Origin of the sequence: Paenibacillus sp. ClWae2A (genome assembly GCF_032452295.1) — a bacterium.
Taxonomy (GTDB): Bacteria; Bacillota; Bacilli; order Paenibacillales; family Paenibacillaceae; genus Paenibacillus.
Genome location: NZ_JAULSQ010000001.1, coordinates 558414 through 582314 on the forward strand (window position 1 = coordinate 558414; position 23901 = coordinate 582314).

The window sequence follows — 23901 nt, forward strand, 5'->3', positions numbered from 1 at the left end:
TAGGTGAAGTCTTTGCTGATAGAGATAACAAAAGATTCTCTTATGAATGCCATACAATGTGTGATCAAGGCAGTAGCAGCGAATAGTCCAATACCTATTCTTCAAGGAATACATATTCAAGCAAATGCAGATGGCGTTACTTTTACGGCAAGTAATACAAGTATGACAATACAGTCTATGATTGCTCAAGATGGTGTTTCTCTGACTGTAAATAGAACAGGGGCTATCGTTATACCATCGCGTTATTTTCACGATATTATTCGTAAATTTAATGATGACAAGGTTATACTTGAAATTAAAGAGCCAATGATTCTTTCGATTGTATCAGGTCATTTTCAATTACGTTTATGCGGAATGGACCCTACAGAATTCCCTTCCATTGATCATGGAGAGGCATTCCCTTCTACTAAACTACGCATGAATACTGCCTTATTTCGTTCGACTATTAAACAGCTAGCGATCGTAGCATCAACGTCCGAGACCAGCCCCATATTAACAGGAGTTTCCTTGGAATGCAGTAATGATCTTCTAAACCTAATTGCTACAGATGGAGTGCGGCTTGCATACCGCGCTTTGTATTTAGAAGATGCTCCCCACAACAGTTTGAACGCTATTATTCCAGCGAAAGATCTCTATGAATTATCGAAAATGTTAAACAAAGCAGATGACACGATTGAAATTGAAGTGAGTAATAATCGAGTTAAATTCATGACAACTGAACTAAAAGTGGAATCTGTTCTTATTGAAGGAACGTTTCCAGCCATAAAGAATGTAATCCCTCAATCTTATATGTGTGAAATTGCAGTTGATAAAGTATGTCTGTTGAGAGCAGTTGAATGTGTAACTGTAATGGCTAGTGAACAAGTGATTAGATTAGTTGCTAATGCAGACACATTAAAACTATTGTCCAAAACAGCCGATGTTGGAGATATTCAGAATGAAATTCCATTATTAGAGAAGTGTGGGGAAGAATTCGTGATATCACTAAATGGAAAGTTTTTTATCGATATACTTCGCAACATGGATTGCGCGAGCGTCCGAATAAGATACGCCGGAAAAACCAGTCCCATCGTTGTACTTCCAGATGATTCGCTCATGTCTACTCTGTTCTTGATTACTCCAGTGATGACCCGGTGAACCGTATCATAAATACGATCAAGTTTTTACTGACTTTTTGGTGCAGAAATTGCAAGGTATTCATTATTGGTTTCCCATAAAATTACCTTGAAGGGAGGGAATACGATGGATTGGTTGGTCAGGATGAATAGTGCCATGGAATATATCGAAACAAATCTAGCGGACACTATTTCATATGATGAAATAGCACAGAGAGCCTGTTGCTCTACCTATCATTTTCAAAGAATGTTTCCATTTATTACTGGCGTAACGTTATCGGAGTACATTCGACGTCGACGGTTGACATTGGCGGCATTCGAACTGCAGACAACAGATTCAAAGGTTATTGATGTAGCTATGAAATATGGATATGATTCGCCGGAGGCGTTTGCACGAGCCTTTAAGAATCTTCATGGTATTATGCCTATATCTGCACGTGATACAGGCGTTTCTCTAAAAGCCTATCCTCGAATGTCCTTTCATATTTCAATAAAAGGGGATGTCGAAATGAATTACCGTATTGAGCAAAGAGATTCTTTTGAGATGTTTGGAGTATATGGAATTATAAATGCAGACCAGAAAACAGCGTTTTCTGAAGTTCCTCAATTCCGTATAAAATGTGATGATGATGGCAGCGTTGATATTATGAACGACTTACTGGGACGTTTTGGTGACACCATGTTACACGCCGCCCTTTACGATCACACTAAAGAATCTTTCAAATACTTGATCTGTTATCATTTACCTAAGGGGCTTGAAATTCCCGAGAGATTCACAAAACTTGCTGTCCCAACATTAACGTGGGCGGTTTTCCCAGAGCCGCAATGTGATATGCAAAAACTATGGGAACGAATCTATTCTGAGTGGTTTCCGACATCTGAATACGAACAGGTTGAGGGCCCTACTTTCGAAATGTATTATGGAATGGCACGGCATGGGAATGTTTCAGGAGAAATCTGGATACCAGTGAAGAAAAAATAACGCTCTTATGCGAGCGAAATGCAGGCGTTAACGAAGATGAAAACTGAACAAATCTAGATTAATATAGGGTCATCCCCACAAAGGATGGCCCTATAACTTGCCGTTGCAGACAGCGCGGAGAACCGTATCACAAGTGACGGCGGAAAATTCGTTGTTGGTAAAGTGGGAGAGTGCCGGTGAGCGTGTGATTCAAAGAATTAACAGAGCCTCTATAGTGGAGAGCCTTTACCTAGATGTAGGGCCCTCTGGGAAAGGGATCTAGTTACTAGGTCACGAATATTAAATATGACCCAAAATTTGCTTGAGACACTTTGAGCTAAAGAGGAGGCAATCCATGTTTGATATTGAAAGAATAAAAGAGGTAATTCCTCATAGATATCCATTTCTTTTGGTGGATAAAATCTTGGAAATTGATGAGGGCAAGAAAGTTGTCGGAATTAAAAATGTGACAATCAATGAGCCTTATTTCATGGGTCATTTTCCCGACCATCCGGTAATGCCTGGAGTCGCGATTGTTGAAGCGCTGGCACAGGTCGGTGGTATCGTTATGTCTAAAAGAGGGAGTAATAATCATGAAATAGGTTTATTGACTGGTATTGATAATTGTCGATTCAAACGGCAAGTAAAACCTGGAGACCAACTTTTACTTACATTCGAGGTGACTCGCATCAAGGGACAGATCGTCAAAGGGAAAGGTTTCGCTACAGTAAACAATGAACTGGTTTGTGAATCTGAAATCATGTTTGCATTCAGTTCAATTTAGGATTTAAGTTCACGGTCACACCTGCATTTTTTATCTTGAGGGGGTTAGGTATGGATATTAGAATACGAGAAATTATATCATATGATTATGCTGAAGTTGTTTCTTTATGGAATGATGTACTTGAAATTCGTAATGTTAATGATGCAAACTTTCGAGTGACTATGGAAGAGATGAACAAGGCCGGGAATTACAAAACATTTGTCGCATTGATAGATAATGATCTGGTCGGTTTTGTAACTATTGTACAGGCATTATCTGTAGGAGTTCCAATTGGTTATCTACATATTCAAGCTCTTGCTGTTAAAAGGGAGCTGCAAAATAGAGGGATAGGTACAAAACTACTAAGACAGACTGAAAATTATGCTAAAGAACGGGGAATATCAAGTATTATTTTATGTAGCGGAATGAAGCGAACCAACGCCCATGCTTTTTATGAGCATAACGGCTATGACAGAGATTCATATTGTTTTGATAAGATGATCGACCTAACCCATTAATTGCACTACAAAGACCCAACTCGCTCTGTAAATTGAAGAGTGGAGGTTGGGCTTTTTCGGTAATGTATTCGACATATCATTTATGTAAAATATTCAAACGAAGTCATTGATGGATCATATTTCTGCGGTACTGGTAGGGTGTAACTCCGTATTCTACTTTGAACAACTGTATAAAATATTGATTTTTTCGGTAACCGACCATCTGCGCTATATCGGCTACACGGAGTGCCGAATCTTGAAGCAGTTGAGAAGCCTTCTCTAACCTTTTCCTGGAAATGTAGTTTGACACATTTTCGCCCGTTTCTTGTTTAAATAGTTTGGAAAAGTAAACAGGATGGAGATGTGCAACTTTCCCCAGTTCATCCAGACTAAGGCCATGTGACAGATGGTCTTCGATATACGATTGCACCTTGTCAACGATGGTTTGAATCGACATCTGTTTGTTGTTTCTGATTCGATTGACCCGTTCCATGAGGGCTAACCATAGTTCATCAGGATGCCGTAACTGGTTGAATATCCAATCTACGGTTTCAGAGGAATTGCGATCCTTATCCGTCAGATATACATATAGAATGGTTTCCATGAGAAAGATTACTTTTTGCTTTTGGAGACGGATTTGATCATATTTTTTAATGATATTTCCCGCCGACTCCCAATCACCGCATGACGGAGAATGGTTGAATATCCCGCTGAAGTCTTCTGAGTACACGTCTTCATTAAGGAAGAACCTGTAGAACATCTGTCGGGTCACGTTTCGATCAGCCAACAAAAATGGAGGAGACGCGACCGATTGCTCCAGTTTGATGGTCAGTTCTGCAGCAACTTCTTCCGGAACAAGACCAAACAGTCGTGTTCCGGAAGCCCACACGAGACGATCCAATTTGTCTCCGACAGCATGTTTTATAACATCCTCATGTTCCTGTGTAAAACCCTCCAGCTTGAAGCAGCACATACGACGACGCCCTAAAAATTCAATATAAACATCATATTGCTTCCTTAATGTCTCGTTATGACCAAGAAGTGAAAGCAGATACTCCAATCCATCGAAGTTCTCCCATGCAACAGATTGAGCGGGCCGTGTCTTTGTAATATTGTTGATGGCTTTGGACATGGCTTTCTCCACATCATCTTTGTCGACAGGTTTGAGCAAGTAGTCGAGCGCACCTAAACGGATTCCTTGTTGCGCATATTCGAACTCGGAGTAGCCGGAAAGGATGATCACTTTGGTTGGCAAGTTATGTTGGTGGATATGTTGAAGCAGATCAATACCGGAAACCTCAGGCATTCGGATGTCAGTGATCAGAATATCGATATGGTTTTGGGTCAACATATCTCGGGCTTCAATCGAATTGGTCATCGTCTCGATCTGATCAATGCCAAAGGTGTTCCAATCGAGCAAGTGCTTCATATATTCAACGACATAATGTCCGTCATCCACAATTAATAATCGCATTAGTTATCTCCTTTCACCTTGGGAATGCTGATGAGCAGCAGGACGGACAAGCCGCCCCAATCATTGGTAGTAAAATGTAACCCGCTAAGTTCGCCGTACGTATTTTTCAGACGTTGATTTACATTCCAGAGCCCTACGCCTTTAATTCCTTCAGGCGGGGTATCACTATCAAGGCGAGCTTCCAGGCTGCGGATATCATCCAGCGAAAGACCTTTACCGTCATCGGATACCTTGATCGTTATCGCAGCTTCCGTCTGTTTGACATCAATCGTCACCCGATGGGCACCTTGCTGTCCTTCAATTCCATGTTGAATCGCATTTTCAACCACTGGCTGGATGATCAACGGCATGAGGGGAAGGGACGCCAGTTCCGGAGGCAGATCAATGCTGTACTCGATTTTTTTGCTAAGAGCCATAATGATCAGGAAATGTTCCGCAAACTGAAGCTCGCTTTCCAGCGTGACTTCATGCCGGTCCAACTTCGTTAAATAACGATAATATTCAGCCAGATGTTTGCTCATGCGCATGACAGAATCAGGTGAAAACTGAGCCACCGACATGATGAAAAACAAACTGTTGTACAAAAAATGAGGATTAATCTGAGCTTGGAGTTGTTGAAGTTCCGCACTTCGTCTTAGGTCCGTTTCGGTTTTCAAGGATATAAACAGATCCTGGATCTCGGTAACCATATGATTAAAACTCCTGAACAAGCTGTAAAACTCTCTATCCGTATTTTCGGTAATACGTGTATTGTGATTGCCTTGTTCGACCTGTGAAAACTTCCGCTCCAACAAACGAATATTACGGTAATAGTTCCGGTAAAACGTAAAGATCACAACCAAACCAAGCGTCAAAACAGCTAAAATGCTGGCAAAAAAAACTTTACGGTTGCGGTCAATCGGTTGCAGAAAATCATTCGTCTGTGTATATGTAATCAGGTAGGCATCAATTGATTCAATATATCGGGAAAGAACATAGTAATCGTCCGAATTGGTATGATAATCATATTTCAAAGTGACCTCAGGCTGTGGATAAATCATATCAGTAACCGCTTTCAATAAATCGTTGTCGACTTCTTTCTCACTCCATAACTGCTGGGGGTTAAACCAAAAAAAAGCATTTGAGCTGTCGTTATTCACAGCCTTTTTCAGCAGGTTTTTCAAATATTCGGTATTCAGTTTAACACCAACCACGTACTGAGTCGGTTCATTTTGTCCGGATTTTTGAATGTAAGGGTAGAGGGCAAAATAATACAAGCTATTGCCGACAATTTGCCATCCCCGTTGTTGAACATCCTTGAACGGAAGTCTCGCCTCCGGCGTACTGTTGGTGGACAGAAACGTTTCTTCAGTCTTCCAGTAAATGCCGATCGATTCAATGGATCGACTGGATAGGAGCGTTTGCCGCAAGCGATCAACGATTTCGTTTTTCTTCATTTGGGAATCGTAATTGCTCAGCTCAATAACATGCCTCTGATAAAATCGGACATCACTGTCTGCCGCATACTGAACCCCGTACATATTAGCTTCGTATATAATCCCTTCAAGAATGCCTTTCACATAATCAAGCTGGTTTTTGGAAGCCCCAATCAGATTTTCTTCAAGTGTTTTGGAGCTCAATCGGTTCATCACGAAAAACAAACTTAACGTCAGCAGCAGAAAAAAAACAAAGAAATAGATGAATCGTTTCATATACATTTTTCTGATCATATGTGTTTCCTTTCATATCGCTAAACGTAGAAGTTAAACTCCAAATCGGATTAACTTTAATATAAGCCAAACCTTCAAAAAGCGGAAGGGCAGCAACAGCGATAAATGAAAGCGGTTTTAAAATGCTTCAGGGTGGGGTGATGATCTTGAAATTTTGGCATTTTGGAGTGAAAGCGCTTTTGTTAAGCTTATCTTCAAGGATCGCTTTCGAAGAACCATCATAGAGGAGGTATGCAACATTAACGAGATTGTGCCCGCCAGATCCGCGAAAAAAACAAAGCTTTCCCAGCGGACTTCATTCAAAAAGGAAATCAAGAAAAGCTGGCCTTTGTACGTACTGTGTATTCCCGCATTTGTGTTTGTCTGCATCTTTTCTTATGGCCCGATGGTTGGTTTACTCATGGCATTTCAGGACTACAAACCATGGCTGGGCATCACAGGTTCACGGTGGATCGGGTTAGATAATTTCGAACGAATTTTCCAGTACAAAGAGGCTACACAAGCGATCGTCAATACGCTGATTATCGCCGTTTCCAAAATTATCGTTGGTATCATCGTTCCGATTGTCATGGCTATCCTGCTGAGTGAAATCCGAAATATGGGCATTAAGAAAAGTGTCCAGACACTGGTGTATCTGCCGCATTTCTTGTCCTGGGTTACGGTGGCAGGGTTGATGATTGACATTCTCGGATTAGACGGGGGAATCAATCACATTTTGACCCAGATTTTCGGGAACGATCCCATTTACTTCTTGGGTGATCCTGATCTGTTTCGATTCACGGTTGTGATCAGCGACGTGTGGAAGAGCTTTGGCTTTGGCATGATTGTTTATCTGGCGACCATCGCGGGAATTAATCCTTCCTATTACGAAGCGGCTGAGATCGATGGGGCCACACGCCGGCAGCAAATTCGATACGTCACCTTGCCTAGCATGTTGCCCATGATTATCGTCATTTCTACGCTGAGTCTGGGCAATATTCTGGACGCGGGCTTTGATCAGGTCTTCAATCTGTACAATCCGCTTGTCTACAGTACGGGAGATATCATTGACACCTATGTCTACCGTTCATCCTTGTTAAACGGGCAATACGGCTTCGGGACAGCAGTAGGACTGTTTAAATCGGGGATCAGTTTGATCTTGATCGTTGTCTCCTACAGGCTGGCCTATAAATATGCCAATTACAAAATATTCTAACAAGGAGGGAGAGGGATCATGTACCATAAGACGACGGGCTATAGAGTATTCTCCTATTTTAATTACGTATTCATGATACTGGCAGGTCTGGCGTGTTTTCTTCCACTGCTTCATCTGCTCGCGCAATCGCTCAGCAGCAAAGCGGCCATTAGCGGTAATATGGTGTCATTTTGGCCGGTTGGGTTCAACGTAGACGCCTATGTAAAAACGTTCAACAACTCCAATTTTAACGGTGCCATGCTGACATCTATCACTCGGACCGTATTGGGTACGACGATCAGCATGTTTATCCTTACCTGCGCAGGATATGCCCTGTCCAAAGAATTTCGAGGACGCAACGTGCTCATGTGGTTTTTTATCTTCACCATGCTCTTCTCGGGGGGATTGATACCTTCTTACATATTGATCACCGCCCTTGGATTAAAGGATACGATTTGGGCCCTTGTGCTGCCGGGAGCTTTCGGAGCTTATAATTTGATTCTTCTCGTCAATTTCTTCAAAACGATTCCCAAAGCCCTGGAAGAAGCGGCATTCATTGACGGAGCGTCCTTTTTCGTAATCCTCAGCAAAATATATTTACCATTATCTCTGCCTGGCATCGCGACCGTATCTTTATTCATTATGGTGGGGCACTGGAATTCCTGGTTTGACGGAATTTTGTACATGTCGGATGCGAGTAAGTATCCGCTGGCTTCGTTCCTACAGACCGTTGTTGTGCAGAGCAACATGCAGAATATGGCGATGAGCCAATCTGAAGTCGCAGCCATGTCAGAGCAAAGCATCAAGGCAGCTCAAATTTTTGTCAGCACGCTACCGATCATTTTGGTCTATCCATTTTTGCAACGTTATTTCGTAAAGGGAATTGTACTAGGAGCTGTCAAAGAATAATTAGGATGACGAAAAATTGGATCGCAATATAAGTTCAACTAAAATTTACACGATAACGGAGAGGACAGAAGAGATCTGAAGAAGCAGAGCATGCGCATTTATCCCCGGAATTTCACCTTTGTAAAAGTGAATCAAAAATTCTGGGGATAACAGCGATCGGAAGGTTGTTCTGTCATCGGAGTGTCAGTGTAAATATGCAATTAGTTGAACTTATATAGAAAACAAATTGAGTATGAGTGAAGGGGGCATGTTTCCATGAAGAAAAGAACTGATTTATTGAAAATGGCAAGTATGGTTATGCTGTCGGCTATTCTTGTGGCTGGCTGTAGCAAGGGGGAGAGTGCTTCCGAGACCGCACCAGCATCGGTGCTGAAGGACGGTAAATATGATCCACCGTTTACAATCACCATCGCCAAACAACAGGATGAAAATGCTGGAAAGTACATCAATGGTGAGACGTTGAATGACAATGTCTTGACCCGCTGGGGCGAACAAAACCTGGGTATCAAAATCCAAACCACCCTGCTGGGAGGTGATGCTTCACAATATAATACCAAACTGCGGCTGGCACTGACCGGTTCCGAAAAACTGCCAGATGTTCTGCCTGTCTATGACACCATGCTGGTCAATGATCTGATCGAGTCGGGACAGGTCAAGGAGATTACAGAAGACATCTCAACCTACATGCCTGACCGGATAAAAGAAATATACAAACAATACCCGACCACCTTCAATCCAGTGGTTAGGGAGGGTAAGGTCTACGGGATGGCGATCGCGCCGAATTTAACGGAAGGCGAAGTCATGTTGATCCGCCAGGACTGGTTGGACAAATTAAATATGAAAGCGCCAACAACGATTGATGAGTTTGAGCAAGTCATCACGGCGTTCACCAATGAGGACCCGGATGGGAACGGCAAGAAAGACACATACGGCTTTACTTTTTCAGGTAAAGATTCCTACAATACGGGCTGGGTCAGCGATCCGGTCATGATTTTCAGCGCATTCACGGGCAAACATCTTCCAAGGCAATGGCATAACGACAACGGCAAACTCACCTATGGATCTGTGGCTGATGGCAACAAAGAGGCACTTGCCAAGTTACGCGATTGGTATGCAAAAGGGTACTTGAACAAAGAATTGGCCACCCAAGGGGCTTGGGATGCACTGTCCGATTTTACGGAGGGGAAAGCTGGCATCATCATTGGTCGTCCTTGGCTGTACGACAGTGTGAAGGACGTGGAGAAAAATGTAGAGGGTGCAAAAATTAGTGCATATCCGACCATTCAAGGTGTGAACGGTGATAAGACCTATCAATCCGCCCAGTTGAACGATGGCGTGTTCATGTTTAACAAGGATTTTCAGAACATGGAAGCCTTCTTCTTGTACTACGATAAAATGTACGATGCGGCGTTCAGCACGGGGGATTTCAAATACGGCTACGCTCAGGGATACGATTACGATATCGTCAATAATGAAGTCACTTTCGATCCAACGAAATTTAATAAGCCATTAGAGGCTATACAAGGCGTTGGGAAAATGGCATTTACCAAAAATACACCGAGTGTTGATGGTCCCGGCCAATCGTACTACGATCTGGCGAATGGAGTCAAAGCCGACACGGGCGTCCTCATTCAAAGCGCTTCAAAAGATCAAACGACCCAGGACGGGTACCGGATTTCGTATGAAAACAGGGATGTTTTACTGCCAAATGAGTTTAACGGTCCACCAACGCCAACGATGCAAAATGTGTGGGAACAGTTGACCACCATGGAACAAGAGACATTCACCAAAATCATATATGGCAATGAGCCGCTTGAGGCTTTTGATACCTTTGTGAAACAGTGGCACGAAAAAGGCGGAGACACCGTGATCGAAGAAGTTAACGAATGGTACAGCCAAGCCAGCGAGACGGATGTAATGACACTGATGAACTTGAAATAAAGTCTAGTTTCACCTGGACCAGCCTTCCGGCAACAGGAAGGTTGGTCTTCTAAAAAAGGAGATGATGAGACATGATCAAAGGTAAATCGTGGATGGCTATCGTCATTGCATTGATGTTGTTAACAGTTCATTTAACCTCCTCAGCTCAAACCGTTCACGCTGCTGGTGAAGAGACCCATATTGCTGCAACACTGTTTGTGCTGAAGAATGAATCCGAAGTATCCAATGCCAAAATCCATTGGGCACCTGTCCAGGGAGCGACTGCATACGAGTTGTATAGATCCGAGAACGATGAATCCTATCAGTTATTACAGACCTTAACAGGTACAACGACGGATGATTATGAACTCAATATAGGTAACACCTACAAGTATCAAGTGAAGGCATATGACGGAACTTCCTTGTTAACCTCCGCTGTCTCACCAGAATATACCCCTTACAGCCTTCCAGAGGACCTCACAACTTTTGATAACACAACGCAATCAACGCTTATGCTCCCGAATGAACTCAAAGTTGGGGATACCTATTACAGATTTAATTTCGTACAAAAGTCATCAGGCGGTTTTGGCGAAATGATTCAACAGACATCAACGGATGATATCTCTTACGGCAACGACAAAGTGGTCCTTTCCTACACGGATCATCCCGATCTGGCGAATTCTAAATTTGAGGGGATCAATATCCTCTACCATGCACCCACGAACAAATTTGTTTTTTGGGCTCACTATGAGAACAGTACAGACTACACACTTGCCAGAGTATCGGTGGCTTCGGCCACGCCTGGAGAAGAGTTTACATTTCACAAAAGCTTTCGGCCGGAAGGGAACCAATCCCGGGATATCTCCATTTTCAAAGATGATGATGACTCAGCATATCTGATCTCTACGGCGAATAATAATTCGGACACTATTTTGTATAAGTTGACCTCCGATTGGCTGGATGTGGATCATCAAGTTTCTGTTATTTATCAAAATCAACATAGGGAACTGCCCAAGATGATCAAAAAGGAGGGCATTTATTATTTGTTCTCTTCCCAAGCCGCAGGTTGGTATCCGAGTATTCCCTTGTATTCATCAGCAACAAGCATAGACGGAGATTGGTCTGAATTACGGACGATTGGCAACACGTCAACCTTCTCGGCGCAGTCGGGTTCCGTCATGCGGGTGAAGCCAGATACGGGAAACAACGTGGTTATGGTTGCATATCGTTGGATGTTCGGCTGGGCAGGCACGCAAAATGGAACAACGGAGGAACGACTGCTTCCCGTTTGGTTCTCCGATGGTTACGCATTTTATGATTATTTTGATCAAGTCCTGTATAACACAAGCGATGATGTTGTCGTTCCCGTTCAGAATGGAAAACTGCTGTCACAAGGCAAACCTGCAACAGCCCAAACGGCAACTGGAACAAACCCGGCAAGTTATGCTAATGATGGTAACTATCAAACCGAATGGATCGGCACAGGCAGTTCCTGGCCACATTGGTGGAAGGTCGATCTCGGCTCTGTTCAACAGTTGAATAATGTGCAAATCTCCTGGTGGATGCAAAAAGGCTCCGAAGGTTATTACAAATATAAAATCGAGACCAGTACGGATAATGTAAACTGGACCGTGGCATTGGATCGAACCAATAATACATCTTACGGTTTCACCTCAGATACGCTATCGAGCACTGCTGCCAGGTATGTACGAATTAATATTCAAAATGCGGCACTTCATAACAACCCTAACAACTGGTACACGCCAAGGCTATGGGAAGTGAAGGTATTTGGAACGGACACCAATTAACGATGTTCTTAAAAGAAGAGAGGTAACGATGTGGATAATCAATTAACCAATGGTGACATCTGGAATGATTCAAGTGGTCAGCCGATCCATGCCCATGGTGGACATATGTTATTCCATAACGACTATTATTACTGGTATGGCGAAGATCGGAGAGACGATATTTATGTTAGTTGTTACCGTTCCAAGGATCTATTCAACTGGGAGTTTCGAAATCATATCTTGAACACCTCTACGCCAGTTGCACCCATTCGAGTTCGGACAAATCTGGCATTAGTGAACGATAAAGGTGGAAAGGTGAATCTCGAACGGCCTAAAGTGTTATTCAACGCGGTGACAAAAAAGTTTGTGCTCTGGGTTCACTATGAGAATGGTGAGAATTATAACGATGCCGCATGCGCCATCGCCACATCTGATTATCCGGATAGCCATTTCGTGTATCATGGCAGCTTCAATCCGTACGGGTATATGTCGCGTGACTGCACGCTCTTTCAGGACGATGACGGGACGGCATATTTTATTTCGGCTGCCAGAGACAATGCGGACCTGCACATCTATCGACTGCAGGAGGATTATCTTAATGTGGAACGTCTTGTCGGAAAGTTGTGGCAGGGGGAATATCGGGAGGCACCAGCCGTCTTCAAGCGGAACGGGAAGTATTATATGGTGACCTCATTTTGCACGGGTTGGGAACCCAATCAAGGGAAGTACGCGATGGCTAATACGATGGATGGTCCATGGGGGATGCTCAGCGATTTTGGCGATGAAACAACGTTTCGAACGCAGCCAGCGTTTGTACTGAAGCGATCAGCGAAGGAGTACCTGTATTTTGCAGATCGCTGGAACGGATCGGATTACTTTGAGTCCAGCTATGTGGTACTGCCAATTGAATTCAATGGGGACGTTCCGATTCTGAATGAGTATTCCACGTTATCTTTGCGAGAGGACGCACATCTGATTCATTTTGAACGATAAAACGACTGATGAGAAAAGACTTTGATCCTACAGAGAATGCAGGTTCAAAGTCTTTTTGCTAGCAAAACGAGAATACAATTCAAAAAGGCAATTGGATGAATTTTATAATTTCACATCCAGCGAATAGTGATCGCGAAGTACTGATAAATGGTGAAGCTCATGTCCAGCCATAACAAATGCGATCGATCGAGCTGAAGCAGGATTCTCATTGACGATTCCTCTACAGAGCCAAGCTTCAGGCTTGAGGCGACGGAGCATAAGAATGGTTGAGCGGCGTGTGACGGCATATTCTTCGCTCAAATCGGCGAGAGTATACGCATTGAAAGGGTGGGTCTGCATAAGCACGTCCTGATCGTAGCCAGGATGATTCGTTTTGTCACCTCTCGCGATGCGAAGCAATCGACTGCTCATGATGCGTTCGTTATCCAAAAGGTGACCGATGACTTCCTTCACGCTCCATTTACCTTCGGCGTAACGATAATTTGCTTGCTCCTCTGTTAATGAAGACAGCAAATTTTGTACGATGTTGGCTTGCAGCTCTAACCGTTCGATGATGTTCCCTTCGGGAACAAGCTGGATGTAACCTTCATAATAAACTGCATATTCATCTGTAGTTGGTCTTTCAACCATGGTAATGCCTCCTTTGGGATTCATAACTCTGGAATATATTGTAGCATATATCTTGCTTCCAGCATTTCTAATCCGTTCGTCGTATCCCTTTAGTTTGAACAAATTTCTCCAAAACCGCAAAATCCTCCGTCACTTTTTTGAACGGCAACGTGTCCAGCACCTGTTCCCGGTAACTCTTTTTAGCCGCTGCGCTGAGACGGGAGTCAAGTATGCTGAGTACGCCAAGGTCCGTTTCACTACGGATCAAGCGTCCCGTTCCTTGCCGTAACCGAAGAAGCATGTCCGGTACAAACACCTCCATGAACGGATTCTCTGTTATAGATGCCTTATATTCATAAACAGGGTCCGATGGAACAGGGAAGGGCAGCCGGAAAATAATGACCTGCGACAGGTCAGGACCCTCGATATTCACACCTTCCCAGAATACACCGGTACCCAGGAGTACACCTTTGCTTTTCCTGAATTCGGCGATGACACTGTCCTGTGAAGATCCCTCTTTTTGAACATGGACTGCCCATGTGTATTCATTAGCCCTTGAACTCAACTTCTTGTGAATGTACTTCATGTCTTCCTTTGCTGAAAAAAGGACGATTGTTCTTCCTTGAGTTAGATTACAGAGTTGAACCATTTCTTTGTAAGCTGCTTCAAGATAGTTTTCGCGCTGCTCATGGTGGTAATACGGAACTTTGTTCGAGATGTACATCATGGCATGGTTGGTGTAGTCAAAAGGGGAGGGTTGGCGCTCTAAAAAATCTCCCTTATAGCCGAGGGAGTGCGTCATATAAGAATATTGTTCCTCCAGCGTATCCCCACCTTGGCACAGTGTAGCTGATGTTAGGATTATAGGTACCTTACCATTAAATAAAGCGTATTTCAGAAATTGGCTTATATCTTTGGGACAGATGCTGATCGTAGATACTCCCATGGGGTTGCTAGCCCATAAGAGATAGTTGTCCTCTGTTTCAGATAAGACATGGAAGAGGGTAATGAGCCCATTTATGGCTTCAAAAGCGTCATCGATCTCCCGCTCGTGACGGGAAGTCAAAATGGAAAGGCGCAGACTAAAATCTTTTAAATTATTCGATACCTGGTTCAACGGTATTCCTTTGATCTCCGACACTTTGATTCGGTCGTTATCCTGCTTGGCATGGTGAAGCAGGTCCACGTTTACCTGTTTAAAGATGCGCTCAGCGCAGTTTTTGATGAACTTGGATTGTGAGAAGAGGCTTTTATCGCCGGACTGCTTCGTGAGAAGCTGCACCGTGGTATCCAGAATGCGGCAGATTCCCCGATAAGTGAACTCGAGTGTTCTGGCATCCCGAACTTTTGTTTCCAGATTATGCGCTTCATCAATGACGATCAGAGCAGGCTGCTCCGAGATGATGCTCTTGGTTCCTTCTTTTTTCTTCATCAAATCCCGTATGAGCAAGTCCTGGTTCACGATAATAAAATCAATCTCGTGAGCTTTTGCATTTAATTTCGCTCTCATATCGTAAAACAAACATGCATTTTTGTGATGACAACGTTCAAATTTGCAATCATTCACGGAAACGTGGGACCATTGGGCATCACTAACCCCAGCTTTAATATCGGCTCTTTCATCAATTTCATAATCTAATATGCGCTGGGCAAGGGTAGACACGGAGAAGTTCCGATCATCAGGATTGATTAATTCCGCTGCTCTACTTCGGCAGGCATACTGCCCCATGCCTTTCCCCACGACGGAGCGAACCGTTGAGAATCCCAACCGACTACCAATGATCCTTAAATCTTTATGTATCTGTTCCGATAGCTGAATGGAGGAGGTAGCTATAATGACTGGTTTCTGAGACATTTGATTCGTGAGCAGACTTGGGATCAGGTACCCAAAAGACTTACCGATTCCGACACCAGCTTCAATCATAGCGTTATGCCCATGGATATAAGCATCGGCTATATCGAGAGACATTTCTTGCTGTCCGATCCGCTCTCTAAGGCCGATTCGGGGGAACCGGTCATATATTCGGAAGATGGCGTTAACCAAAGAACGTTCGATTTCCTTGTCCGGTTCCTGCTTATTTATTTTATAGAGTTCATTTAACCAATTCATAACGATCGCCCCTCTTCCGAATGATGATCTTTTTGTACTACATTTTGGAGACGATTTACCTCACAATGGAGCTATCACGGCATTTTTTAATCTGGATACGCCTTCCTGTAATTGTTCATCTGACAAATGTGCAAAAGATAAATAGATACCATACTTCGTACCAACAGACGTTGAACTGCTGACTTCTGAGTATACCACACCTTGTGATCTAGCCGATGCCCGAAAGAACTCATAAGTGGACACATTACCTCGCCACCAACCAAACACGTGTAGGCCAGCTTCATTCTCGACCCAATCAAACCATGTAGAGAGTTGCTGGTTCAAAAGTTTGAGTAACAGATGGAATTTCCGACTGTATAATCGATTCATTCTGCGCAGATGACGCTCATATTGACCGCTTGTCATGAATGCAGCTAATGCCCGTTGTTCGATCAGGTTGACGGGTCTTGGCTCGTATAATGCCTGTGCCTTTCTAAAGGTATCTGCCAAGGTAGGGGGAAGAACCACATAACCAAGTCGTACTTCTAAAGGCAAGGTTTTGGTAAAGCTGCCCAGGTAGATTACACGTCCTGCTTTATCGAGTGTTTTCAGTGGTTCAACATGCATTCCTCGATATCGGAATTCACTATCATAATCATCCTCAACAATCATGGCATCATTTCGCTGTGCCCAGTCCAGCAAGGTTTGTCTGCGTTCCAGACTGAGCATTTCACCGGTAGGAAATTGTCGTGACGGCGTGACAAACAACATACGTGCTTCCCAGTCCTGGGGCACAACTCCCTGACCATCGAGATTAGCTTCAATTAACTTAGCACCCGCAGCCAATATGGCTTTAGAAATCCCGACATAACATGGACTTTCTGTCACGACATAATCCCCAGGATCTGCAAGTAATTGAGTGAGTAGAGCTATAGCTTGCATGGAGCCTGCAGTTACTGCAATATGATCCGGATCGACTTGAATGCCCCGCATCCTCCGAAGATAGGCAGCAATGGCTTCTCTCAATTTTGGATCCCCGGTTGAACTAACCATGGCAGAGGTTGTTTTCAGGTGATGCTCACGCTGCCTTATCTCTGCATACAATCGATTATTCCATTCATCGTAAGGAAACTTGGAGAAATCAGGCTGATATTTGCTAAAGTCGATCACTTCGTCGCTATCCATTCTGGAATCATGTGTATGAGCATTGGCTGGTGTATTTCTTTGAATCGACTGCTGTTCAAACTGCTGAATACGATTCCCCCAGGCGGATAAGTGATGAGTACAAGCTTTCTCGGTGGACGCATTATTGTTCAAATCCAACTGGTAAGCAACAAAGGTTCCTCTTCCATGCTCTGAATGAATGTAACCTTGTGCAGTCAACGTATCATAGACCTGATTCACGGTTCCTCTGGAAATGTGATACGTCGCAGCTAACTCTCGAGTAGAGGGTAACTTCTCGCCATGTATAAGATTACCTTCATGAATTGCATCACGAATGGCATGATAGAGAGCCTTCATCTTGGTATATTTTCGGTTCAAATATGAACTGTAAGCTACATGAAATTGCATAGGACCTCCAGAGTTATCATTGAAGTGGTACAATAAAAACCAAAAATATTGGATCTTTTTATATGACCATTCTCATTCTATACTAAATCATAGATTAGAGCGATGCCTTTATTGAAAATCACCCAAAAGTTAATTAGGAGGACTACAATCATGCAAACAGGTACAGATCGTGTAAAAAGAGGAATGGCTGAGATGCAAAAAGGTGGCGTCATCATGGACGTTATGAATGCAGAGCAAGCTAAAATCGCTGAGGCGGCAGGGGCAACAGCTGTTATGGCTCTTGAACGGGTACCTTCCGATATTCGCGCAGCCGGCGGTGTAGCTCGTATGGCAGATCCAACCATCGTTGAAGAGGTTATGAAGGTTGTATCTATCCCAGTTATGGCAAAAGCACGTATCGGTCATTACATAGAAGCCAAAGTGCTTGAATCGCTGGGTGTGGACTATCTCGATGAAAGTGAAGTTCTTACACCTGCGGACGAAGTGTTCCATATCGATAAACATGAGTTCACTGTACCATTTGTATGTGGAGCCAAAGATTTGGGAGAGGCTCTTCGCCGTATTGGTGAGGGTGCATCGATGATTCGTACAAAAGGCGAGCCTGGAACGGGCAACATTGTTGAGGCAGTACGTCATATGCGTCTAATTAACAGCCAGCTCCGCAAAGTGCAAAACATGTCCAAGGACGAGCTGTACGCTGAAGCAAAAAATCTGGGTGTAGCTTATGAGTTGCTGCGCGAAGTTCATGAAAATGGCAAACTTCCTGTCGTTAACTTTGCAGCAGGCGGTGTAGCTACTCCGGCGGACGCAGCATTAATGATGCACCTGGGAGCAGACGGTGTGTTTGTAGGATCAGGTATTTTCAAATCCGATAGCCCTGAGAAATTCGCTCGTGCAATCGTTGAAGCTACAACACATTACACGGATTACAAACTGATTGCCGAAGTATCCAAAAACTTGGGCGCCCCTATGAAAGGGATCGAAATTTCTAAATTGGCTCCAGAAGAGCGCATGTCCAACCGTGGTTGGTAAGAGCAGATAGAACAACTGGAGTAAGAATAGTGTCAAGCAAAGCCGATCATAAATTGGATCGGCTTTTTTGTTATTGATGACGAAAGCAAACGAAAAAAACGGAGAGGAGAATGTCCTTTTTCATCAATTGAGAATGATTATAATTATCATTTACGAGATTCGACATTTGCTGTATACTGACAATAACTATTTTACATAATGCATAAATAGAAAATTAAGGATTCAAAAGGGAGAGAATTAAATGTCTACACGCTTTAAAAAAGGAATGTTATTTTGTTTTATTGCTGCACTTGTTGTTGTACTTGCAGCCTGCTCCAATAGTAGTGATGGTAGCGATCAGGCAAACAATAACTCGCAGCAAGCAGCGAAAAATGTTGCAACAGATGAGAAGAAATCGGATGCAGAAGCTTCAGGTGCTGCTCAAACAACGTATCCATTAACCATTTCTAACTATACGACTGAAAATGGAACATGGGTGGCTAAAGAACAAACCTTCGATAAGGCACCTGAACGAGTAGTTGCCAATACCCAAGGTGCAGCCGAGCTGATGATTCGCCTTGGTTTGACAGACAAGCTTGTAGGTGTAGCTGCGTTGTTTGGTAGTGTACCTGAAGATATTGCTGATGAGTTTAAACAAATTCCTGTGCTGGCTGAAGGCTATGTAGGTAAGGAAGTGACGATAGGCGCTTCGCCTGATCTGGTTGTAGGGCGTGGTGGGTTGTTTGAGGATGCGGATTGGGGTGTTGGTACAGTAAGCAGCTTGAATGATATGGGGATTAAAACGTACGTACAAAGCACCAGTGTTCCTGATGCATCGTTAGATAGTCTGTATCAGGATATTACTGAATTAGGTGAGATATTCAACGTACAAGCGAATGCAGCGGCATATATTGAGACGCTTAAAACACGCGAGAATGCGTTGTCGGCCCGAGCTAGCGCTGAAACGATCAACTATGCATCTTTTTCGGATAATGGTGATGGAACCATTGGAATTTACAACGGTAATGGGGATACGTTTATTGAGAGTGCAATGTCATTAATCAATATGCATAATATGCTGATTAATGAAACCGGTACACTCAGTCTGGAGAAACTAATCGAGATTAATCCGGATGCCATGATTATTTCTAGATATGCTGGTGGTATTGATCCTGAGCAGACGATTGAAAAGCTGCTTGCCAACAAGCAGGTACAAAACATTAACGCAGTTAAAAACAAAAAAATCTACATTATTGATTTCAACAACTTCTGGGGTTACGGGGATTCCATCTTCACAGGTGTTGAAGGACTCGCTGATGATCTCGGGTTGTAAATGAGTACCATTAAAAGTCGCTATTTTAGCGGCTTTTTTTGTTATCAGGAACCAAATTCCTAAGTCTAAGAATACATTCCACACTAAATATAACGGTGGGTATTGAACATAAATCATTTTATGAGTTTCTGAACACTCTATTTTAATACGAATTGACTTGTGAATGTATTATCGGTATAGTGTGAATCAGTTCACACTTCACATTAAGGAGTAATCTATGCCAAAAAATACTTTCTTTCGTTTAGATGAAGCAAGGCGCGAGGAAATATCGAATAGCGCTATGCATCTTTTTGTTGATAATCTTTACGAGGATATAACTATGAAGATGGTTTTGGACAGTTTGTCCATGCACCCCGGAACATTTTATCGGTATTTTGAAGACAAAGATGACCTTTATTGTCACTTAATACGCAATGTGACCCAGAAAAGAGCTGCATATTTTAGTAACAGTAATGAAGATTCCCTTTACAGCTATTTCCTTACTGGCTTATTTGGTAACGTTAATGGCATGGTGACCGAGCCACTGAATGAGTTGGAAATCAAACTGACTAAAACATTTTCATATATTCCTGAGGACATTTTGCTGAAAGTATATGTGAATGTGTTAAAGGGCGAGTCATTCCCCATGATCAAGGACATTTTACGCCGAATGAGGGTTGATGGATATCTCCGACCTGATGTTGACGACGACCTGATTTCTTTTATGTTTGAGTCAATGCAGCTTAATTTAATCTTGTTTTTTAGGGAATTCGATATTAAGGACTCTGAGCTGCAACATAAGATCAGCAAGTACTTTGCTGAATTTATGGGTCATGGACTGCTTGAAGATCATAAATATTCTGAAATGGTTAGCGATCTCAAGGGGGAAAGAAAATGAAAACCTATGACGTATTTCCAGAACCAATTGGCGGCTATACTGTCGGTCGAACCCAGATGGATTTTGAGTACACGGCATCAGATTACTCCAAAAGAGAACTGACCGCTTTTGTGTATTATCCGTCTGACAGTAGCGAAGGTAAGACTACATCAACGTACATGTTCCCTGAAGTCTACGAGATGTTTAATGAGCAGCCACTTGTCACTGCGTTGAAGGATGTTTTCTCTATAGATATCAAGACCCAGTGTTACGATGACCTTGCTCTCTCCGGGAAGGAAAAGCGCTATCCGGTGTTATTCTATGTTTGCGGTGGAGGCGGTTCTCCAGAATGGGGTACAGTGCTTTGTACAGACTTGGCAAGCATGGGGTATGTTGTGGTAAGCATCGGCCATCAGAATAGCACGATGTATAAACGTAAAGATGGGCGCCTGTTCAATGTATCCAAGGATTTTTCGGATGTCATTACAGCGTTTGGTGAAGATCCGGAGATGCTGGCGTTGGCTGGTAAGATGGAGATGCGTCCTGACGATGAAACTGCCATTGAGATGTGCCGTAACGTGCTTGCACTGCCGATACTTTCCAAGATAACAGAGTATAGTGAATCACAGGCAGAAGATGTAAGGTATGTAGCCGATTATCTTTACAAACTGGACTCTGGAGAGCTGAATTCCATCTTTAAGGGTAGATTGCTGCTTGACATCGGCATGGGTATAGTCGGACATTCTTATGGAGGGCCTACGACGGCGATGGTTTGCCGGGATGACGACCGGTTCGCCTGCGGGATTGGCTTGGATAGCGGTGCGTTTGGCCTTCTTGACAGCGATCTTAAGAAACCCTTCTTGCTCCTGTTTTGTGAACCTAACTATAATATGAATGCGATTATTGGCGCTAACAATAGCATGGAAACCTATTATTTCTCAGTTGATCGTGTTGCACATTTAGATTACTGCGACATCGTGTTTACCAGTGTTAATGAGGAACTCAGAGGTGAACGGGATGCTATGGAGATGCGAAATCTTGTTACAGACTATGCGAAGAACTTTTTTGATCATTACATACTGCAGAAGGCAGCAAGTGTGGAAAGTCTGGCATACGATGGTGTGGAATTGATCAAGAAGACCGGCAACAAGTGACATAACCTAGAGATGCTGATTAATGCATGTCAAAAAGTTAGCCGTACAGAAGAGCCGATAACCGCATAATAGGGTTATCGGCTCTCAGATATTGCAAATTGACATCCTGGTTCCAATAACTGAAGCTTATTCTGCCTCAGTCTCGCCAGTGTTTACTTCACTCCCAGGCTCCATCAACATGATATGACATTCCTTTTCGGCGGAGGGCTTGATCTCAACTCCTTTGGGGACAATATACATCTCGCCCTTGGAAATCTTCACTCGCCCATCACGAAAATCAATTATCATTTCCCCTTCAAGCACAAAAAACAACTTATCGGTTTCCTCATGAACATGCCACTCAAAATCTCCAGCAATCTTAACGATCTTAAATTGATAGTCATTCATTTCACCAATGAGTTTTGGAGAGAATTCCAAACCTCTTTTTTACATATGGGCAATAGAATCCATCTTGTGTTAACATGTGCACTAACTAATCCAATTGCTTACTTAAGAAGGGGAACCCATGTCCATTCGAATAAAAATGCTACTGTCCTTCACGGGCATGCTCGTTATAAGTTTACTGTTCATCCTGCTTACGGCAAGCCTATATACGATTGCAGCCACAGGGGATCTACAGAGTTTCCGTGATATATACAAGGTACATTATCAGATCAACCCCCTGACTGAACAGGGAGAATCGATCTTTCAAGAGATGAAGTTTCTGGCCAAAAATGACCCGGACGACCTGCAGAACAAGGTTTTGCTGCGTGAATATGACATGAAGCTTCGAGCTGAGAAGTCAGGGCTCTACATCAGACGAGAGAATAGCCAGATCTTCGAATCACTGACCTTCAACCAGCCGGAACTGAAGCAAGCACTGCCTGCCTATGATCTTAACAATTATCAGATTCGGAGCACCTTCAATATTGGTGAGCGATTTTACGCGTATGCAAAATTTGATTTTCAATATTCAGACGGGGAACGGGGGAGTATCTTTGTCATTCGTGAGAGAAGCCCCTTTGCGGAGCTTACTCGCAAGTTGCTGCCTGTGATGTCATTTCTGCTTATTGGCGTCCTCATCATTGCAAATATGCTCTTGTTCCGCTGGATCACGCGCAGCTTCATTAAACCTTTGAATCAACTACGAAGTTCAGCCGAACATATTAAGGATGGCAATCTATCCTTTAAACTTCAGCTAAACTCCAATGACGAGGTTGGTCAACTCAGCGAAGCGTTTGAGAGCATGCGGAATCAACTACAGCGCTCTTATGCGTTACGTCAGCAGGACGAAGTGAACCGCAAAGAGCTCATCTCCAACATTTCGCATGATCTCCGTACGCCGATTACCAATATCAAAGGTTACATTGAGGGTATTCGTGACGGCGTGGCTAATACTCCGGAGAAAATGGAGAGTTATGTTAATATCATTCACTCCAAAGCAGTTAGCATGGATAAGCTGGTGGATGAACTGTTTTTGTATTCCAAGCTCGACTTGAACCAAGAGCCTTTCCTGTTCAAAACAGTTGATCTCGCTGATTTCCTTGAAGATAGCATCGAAGAGCTGAGATATGATCTGGAGGATAAAGGTGTTGCACTGGATTGGAATAACCAGGTGTCTGGTCCCGCTATGGCTGCTGTGGATCCGGAGAAGTTAAAACGTACCGTTGTTAATGTAGTGGATAATGCACTCAAATACATGGAGAATGAACACAAACGATTCGAGATTACACTTCAAGCTGATGAGAAATGGATTACGATGGCATTTAAAGATAATGGCAGGGGAATACCTGAAGAGGCACTGCCTTATATATTTGAACGCTTCTATCGTGCAGAACAATCCCGGAATTCCTCAACGGGCGGAAGTGGGCTCGGGCTAGCAATTGCCCGCCAAATCATTGATGGACATGGGGGCTTCATCTGGGCTGAAAGCCAGCCCAATGATGGCACGAGCATATATATCAAGCTGAAACGGCTGAATGAAGAGAGGAACTAA

20 protein-coding genes are annotated in these 23901 nt (G+C 43.3%); 14 read left to right on the plus strand and 6 right to left on the minus strand.

Going from position 1 to position 23901, the window contains the following annotated elements; all coding sequences use genetic code 11:
* Positions 1-12 precede the first annotated feature (12 nt).
* From dnaN to QVE09_RS02295, 4 genes are all read left to right on the plus strand, one after another.
* Complete coding sequence (gene dnaN / locus QVE09_RS02280) at positions 13-1137, plus strand: DNA polymerase III subunit beta (RefSeq protein WP_315935491.1); 1125 nt, start codon at positions 13-15, stop codon at positions 1135-1137.
* Between the two features lie 105 nt (positions 1138-1242).
* Positions 1243-2097, plus strand: coding sequence for an AraC family transcriptional regulator (locus QVE09_RS02285; protein WP_315935492.1), 855 nt, complete (start codon positions 1243-1245; stop codon positions 2095-2097).
* Between the two features lie 334 nt (positions 2098-2431).
* Complete coding sequence (gene fabZ / locus QVE09_RS02290; RefSeq protein ID WP_315935493.1) at positions 2432-2860, plus strand: 3-hydroxyacyl-ACP dehydratase FabZ; 429 nt, start codon at positions 2432-2434, stop codon at positions 2858-2860.
* Positions 2861-2910: 50 nt separating this feature from the next.
* Entirely contained in the window at positions 2911-3357 is a 447-nt protein-coding gene (locus tag QVE09_RS02295; RefSeq protein WP_315935494.1) for a GNAT family N-acetyltransferase, read from the plus strand.
* A gap of 103 nt (positions 3358-3460) precedes the next feature.
* Here the strand turns inward: QVE09_RS02295 and QVE09_RS02300 are convergent, their stop codons facing one another.
* Together QVE09_RS02300 and QVE09_RS02305 are read right to left on the minus strand one after the other, a co-directional pair.
* A complete protein-coding gene (locus tag QVE09_RS02300; RefSeq protein WP_315935495.1) occupies positions 3461-4810 on the minus strand; it encodes a response regulator transcription factor in 1350 nt (449 codons plus the stop codon).
* Positions 4810-6519 (minus strand): sensor histidine kinase, encoded by a 1710-nt coding sequence (locus tag QVE09_RS02305; RefSeq protein WP_315935496.1) that lies wholly within the window; start codon positions 6517-6519, stop codon positions 4810-4812. Before QVE09_RS02305 ends, QVE09_RS02300 begins: the two co-directional genes overlap by 1 nt.
* A 310-nt stretch (positions 6520-6829) precedes the next feature.
* Between QVE09_RS02305 and QVE09_RS02310 the strand changes: the two genes are divergently transcribed.
* The 5 genes from QVE09_RS02310 (at position 6830) to QVE09_RS02330 (ending at position 13302) form a co-directional block, all read left to right on the plus strand.
* On the plus strand, positions 6830-7714 hold the full coding sequence (locus QVE09_RS02310) for an ABC transporter permease (protein WP_026081071.1): 885 nt from the start codon (positions 6830-6832) through the stop codon (positions 7712-7714).
* A gap of 18 nt (positions 7715-7732) precedes the next feature.
* Positions 7733-8602, plus strand: coding sequence for a carbohydrate ABC transporter permease (locus tag QVE09_RS02315; RefSeq protein WP_315935497.1), 870 nt, complete (start codon positions 7733-7735; stop codon positions 8600-8602).
* 255 nt (positions 8603-8857) lie between these two features.
* Positions 8858-10543 (plus strand): type 2 periplasmic-binding domain-containing protein, encoded by a 1686-nt coding sequence (locus QVE09_RS02320; RefSeq protein ID WP_315935498.1) that lies wholly within the window; start codon positions 8858-8860, stop codon positions 10541-10543.
* 71 nt (positions 10544-10614) lie between these two features.
* The gene (locus tag QVE09_RS02325; protein ID WP_315935499.1) at positions 10615-12330 is read left to right on the plus strand and encodes a discoidin domain-containing protein; all 1716 of its coding nucleotides are present in this window, start codon (positions 10615-10617) and stop codon (positions 12328-12330) included.
* Positions 12331-12360: 30 nt separating this feature from the next.
* Positions 12361-13302, plus strand: coding sequence for a family 43 glycosylhydrolase (locus QVE09_RS02330; RefSeq protein ID WP_315935500.1), 942 nt, complete (start codon positions 12361-12363; stop codon positions 13300-13302).
* A gap of 102 nt (positions 13303-13404) precedes the next feature.
* On the opposite strand, the gene QVE09_RS02335 is transcribed toward QVE09_RS02330, so the two are convergent.
* The 3 genes from QVE09_RS02335 to pdxR all read right to left on the minus strand — a co-directional run bounded on the left by QVE09_RS02335 (position 13405) and on the right by pdxR (position 17572).
* The gene (locus QVE09_RS02335) at positions 13405-13932 is read right to left on the minus strand and encodes a DinB family protein (RefSeq protein WP_315935501.1); all 528 of its coding nucleotides are present in this window, start codon (positions 13930-13932) and stop codon (positions 13405-13407) included.
* A 67-nt stretch (positions 13933-13999) separates the two neighbouring features.
* Positions 14000-16021 carry an ATP-dependent DNA helicase gene (locus QVE09_RS02340; RefSeq protein ID WP_315935502.1) on the minus strand — a complete coding sequence of 674 codons (2022 nt, stop codon included), beginning with the start codon at positions 16019-16021 and terminating at the stop codon, positions 14000-14002.
* A 60-nt stretch (positions 16022-16081) separates the two neighbouring features.
* The gene (gene pdxR, locus QVE09_RS02345) at positions 16082-17572 is read right to left on the minus strand and encodes a MocR-like pyridoxine biosynthesis transcription factor PdxR (protein WP_315935503.1); all 1491 of its coding nucleotides are present in this window, start codon (positions 17570-17572) and stop codon (positions 16082-16084) included.
* Positions 17573-17719: 147 nt separating this feature from the next.
* On the opposite strand from pdxR, the gene pdxS reads away from it, so the two are divergent.
* The 4 genes from pdxS (at position 17720) to QVE09_RS02365 (ending at position 21926) form a co-directional block, all read left to right on the plus strand.
* Entirely contained in the window at positions 17720-18604 is an 885-nt protein-coding gene (gene pdxS / locus QVE09_RS02350) for a pyridoxal 5'-phosphate synthase lyase subunit PdxS (protein ID WP_200869424.1), read from the plus strand.
* A gap of 241 nt (positions 18605-18845) precedes the next feature.
* Positions 18846-19916: an ABC transporter substrate-binding protein gene (locus QVE09_RS02355; RefSeq protein ID WP_315935504.1), complete on the plus strand. Its 1071-nt coding sequence runs from the start codon at positions 18846-18848 to the stop codon at positions 19914-19916.
* Between the two features lie 217 nt (positions 19917-20133).
* On the plus strand, positions 20134-20793 hold the full coding sequence (locus tag QVE09_RS02360) for a TetR/AcrR family transcriptional regulator (protein WP_036671287.1): 660 nt from the start codon (positions 20134-20136) through the stop codon (positions 20791-20793).
* Entirely contained in the window at positions 20790-21926 is a 1137-nt protein-coding gene (locus tag QVE09_RS02365) for an alpha/beta hydrolase (RefSeq protein ID WP_315935505.1), read from the plus strand. Before QVE09_RS02360 ends, QVE09_RS02365 begins: the two co-directional genes overlap by 4 nt.
* A gap of 126 nt (positions 21927-22052) precedes the next feature.
* On the opposite strand, the gene QVE09_RS02370 is transcribed toward QVE09_RS02365, so the two are convergent.
* Positions 22053-22313 carry a cupin domain-containing protein gene (locus QVE09_RS02370; RefSeq protein WP_315935506.1) on the minus strand — a complete coding sequence of 87 codons (261 nt, stop codon included), beginning with the start codon at positions 22311-22313 and terminating at the stop codon, positions 22053-22055.
* A 118-nt stretch (positions 22314-22431) separates the two neighbouring features.
* On the opposite strand from QVE09_RS02370, the gene QVE09_RS02375 reads away from it, so the two are divergent.
* Positions 22432-23901 (plus strand): sensor histidine kinase, encoded by a 1470-nt coding sequence (locus QVE09_RS02375; RefSeq protein WP_315935507.1) that lies wholly within the window; start codon positions 22432-22434, stop codon positions 23899-23901.

Bases quoted from the DNA above. Each gene is read 5' to 3' on its own strand.
- fabZ (WP_315935493.1), top strand. From the start codon at position 2,432: ATGTTTGATATTGAAAGAATAAAAGAGGTAATTCCTCATAGATATCCA.
- pdxR (WP_315935503.1), bottom strand. From the start codon at position 17,572: ATGCAATTTCATGTAGCTTACAGTTCATATTTGAACCGAAAATATACC.
- QVE09_RS02340 (WP_315935502.1), bottom strand. From the start codon at position 16,021: ATGAATTGGTTAAATGAACTCTATAAAATAAATAAGCAGGAACCGGAC.
- QVE09_RS02285 (WP_315935492.1), top strand. From the start codon at position 1,243: ATGGATTGGTTGGTCAGGATGAATAGTGCCATGGAATATATCGAAACA.
- QVE09_RS02315 (WP_315935497.1), top strand. From the start codon at position 7,733: ATGTACCATAAGACGACGGGCTATAGAGTATTCTCCTATTTTAATTAC.
- QVE09_RS02370 (WP_315935506.1), bottom strand. From the start codon at position 22,313: ATGAATGACTATCAATTTAAGATCGTTAAGATTGCTGGAGATTTTGAG.
- QVE09_RS02375 (WP_315935507.1), top strand. From the start codon at position 22,432: ATGTCCATTCGAATAAAAATGCTACTGTCCTTCACGGGCATGCTCGTT.
- QVE09_RS02300 (WP_315935495.1), bottom strand. From the start codon at position 4,810: ATGCGATTATTAATTGTGGATGACGGACATTATGTCGTTGAATATATG.
- QVE09_RS02295 (WP_315935494.1), top strand. From the start codon at position 2,911: ATGGATATTAGAATACGAGAAATTATATCATATGATTATGCTGAAGTT.
- QVE09_RS02320 (WP_315935498.1), top strand. From the start codon at position 8,858: ATGAAGAAAAGAACTGATTTATTGAAAATGGCAAGTATGGTTATGCTG.
- QVE09_RS02305 (WP_315935496.1), bottom strand. From the start codon at position 6,519: ATGATCAGAAAAATGTATATGAAACGATTCATCTATTTCTTTGTTTTT.
- QVE09_RS02335 (WP_315935501.1), bottom strand. From the start codon at position 13,932: ATGGTTGAAAGACCAACTACAGATGAATATGCAGTTTATTATGAAGGT.
- QVE09_RS02360 (WP_036671287.1), top strand. From the start codon at position 20,134: ATGCCAAAAAATACTTTCTTTCGTTTAGATGAAGCAAGGCGCGAGGAA.
- QVE09_RS02365 (WP_315935505.1), top strand. From the start codon at position 20,790: ATGAAAACCTATGACGTATTTCCAGAACCAATTGGCGGCTATACTGTC.
- QVE09_RS02325 (WP_315935499.1), top strand. From the start codon at position 10,615: ATGATCAAAGGTAAATCGTGGATGGCTATCGTCATTGCATTGATGTTG.
- QVE09_RS02355 (WP_315935504.1), top strand. From the start codon at position 18,846: ATGTCTACACGCTTTAAAAAAGGAATGTTATTTTGTTTTATTGCTGCA.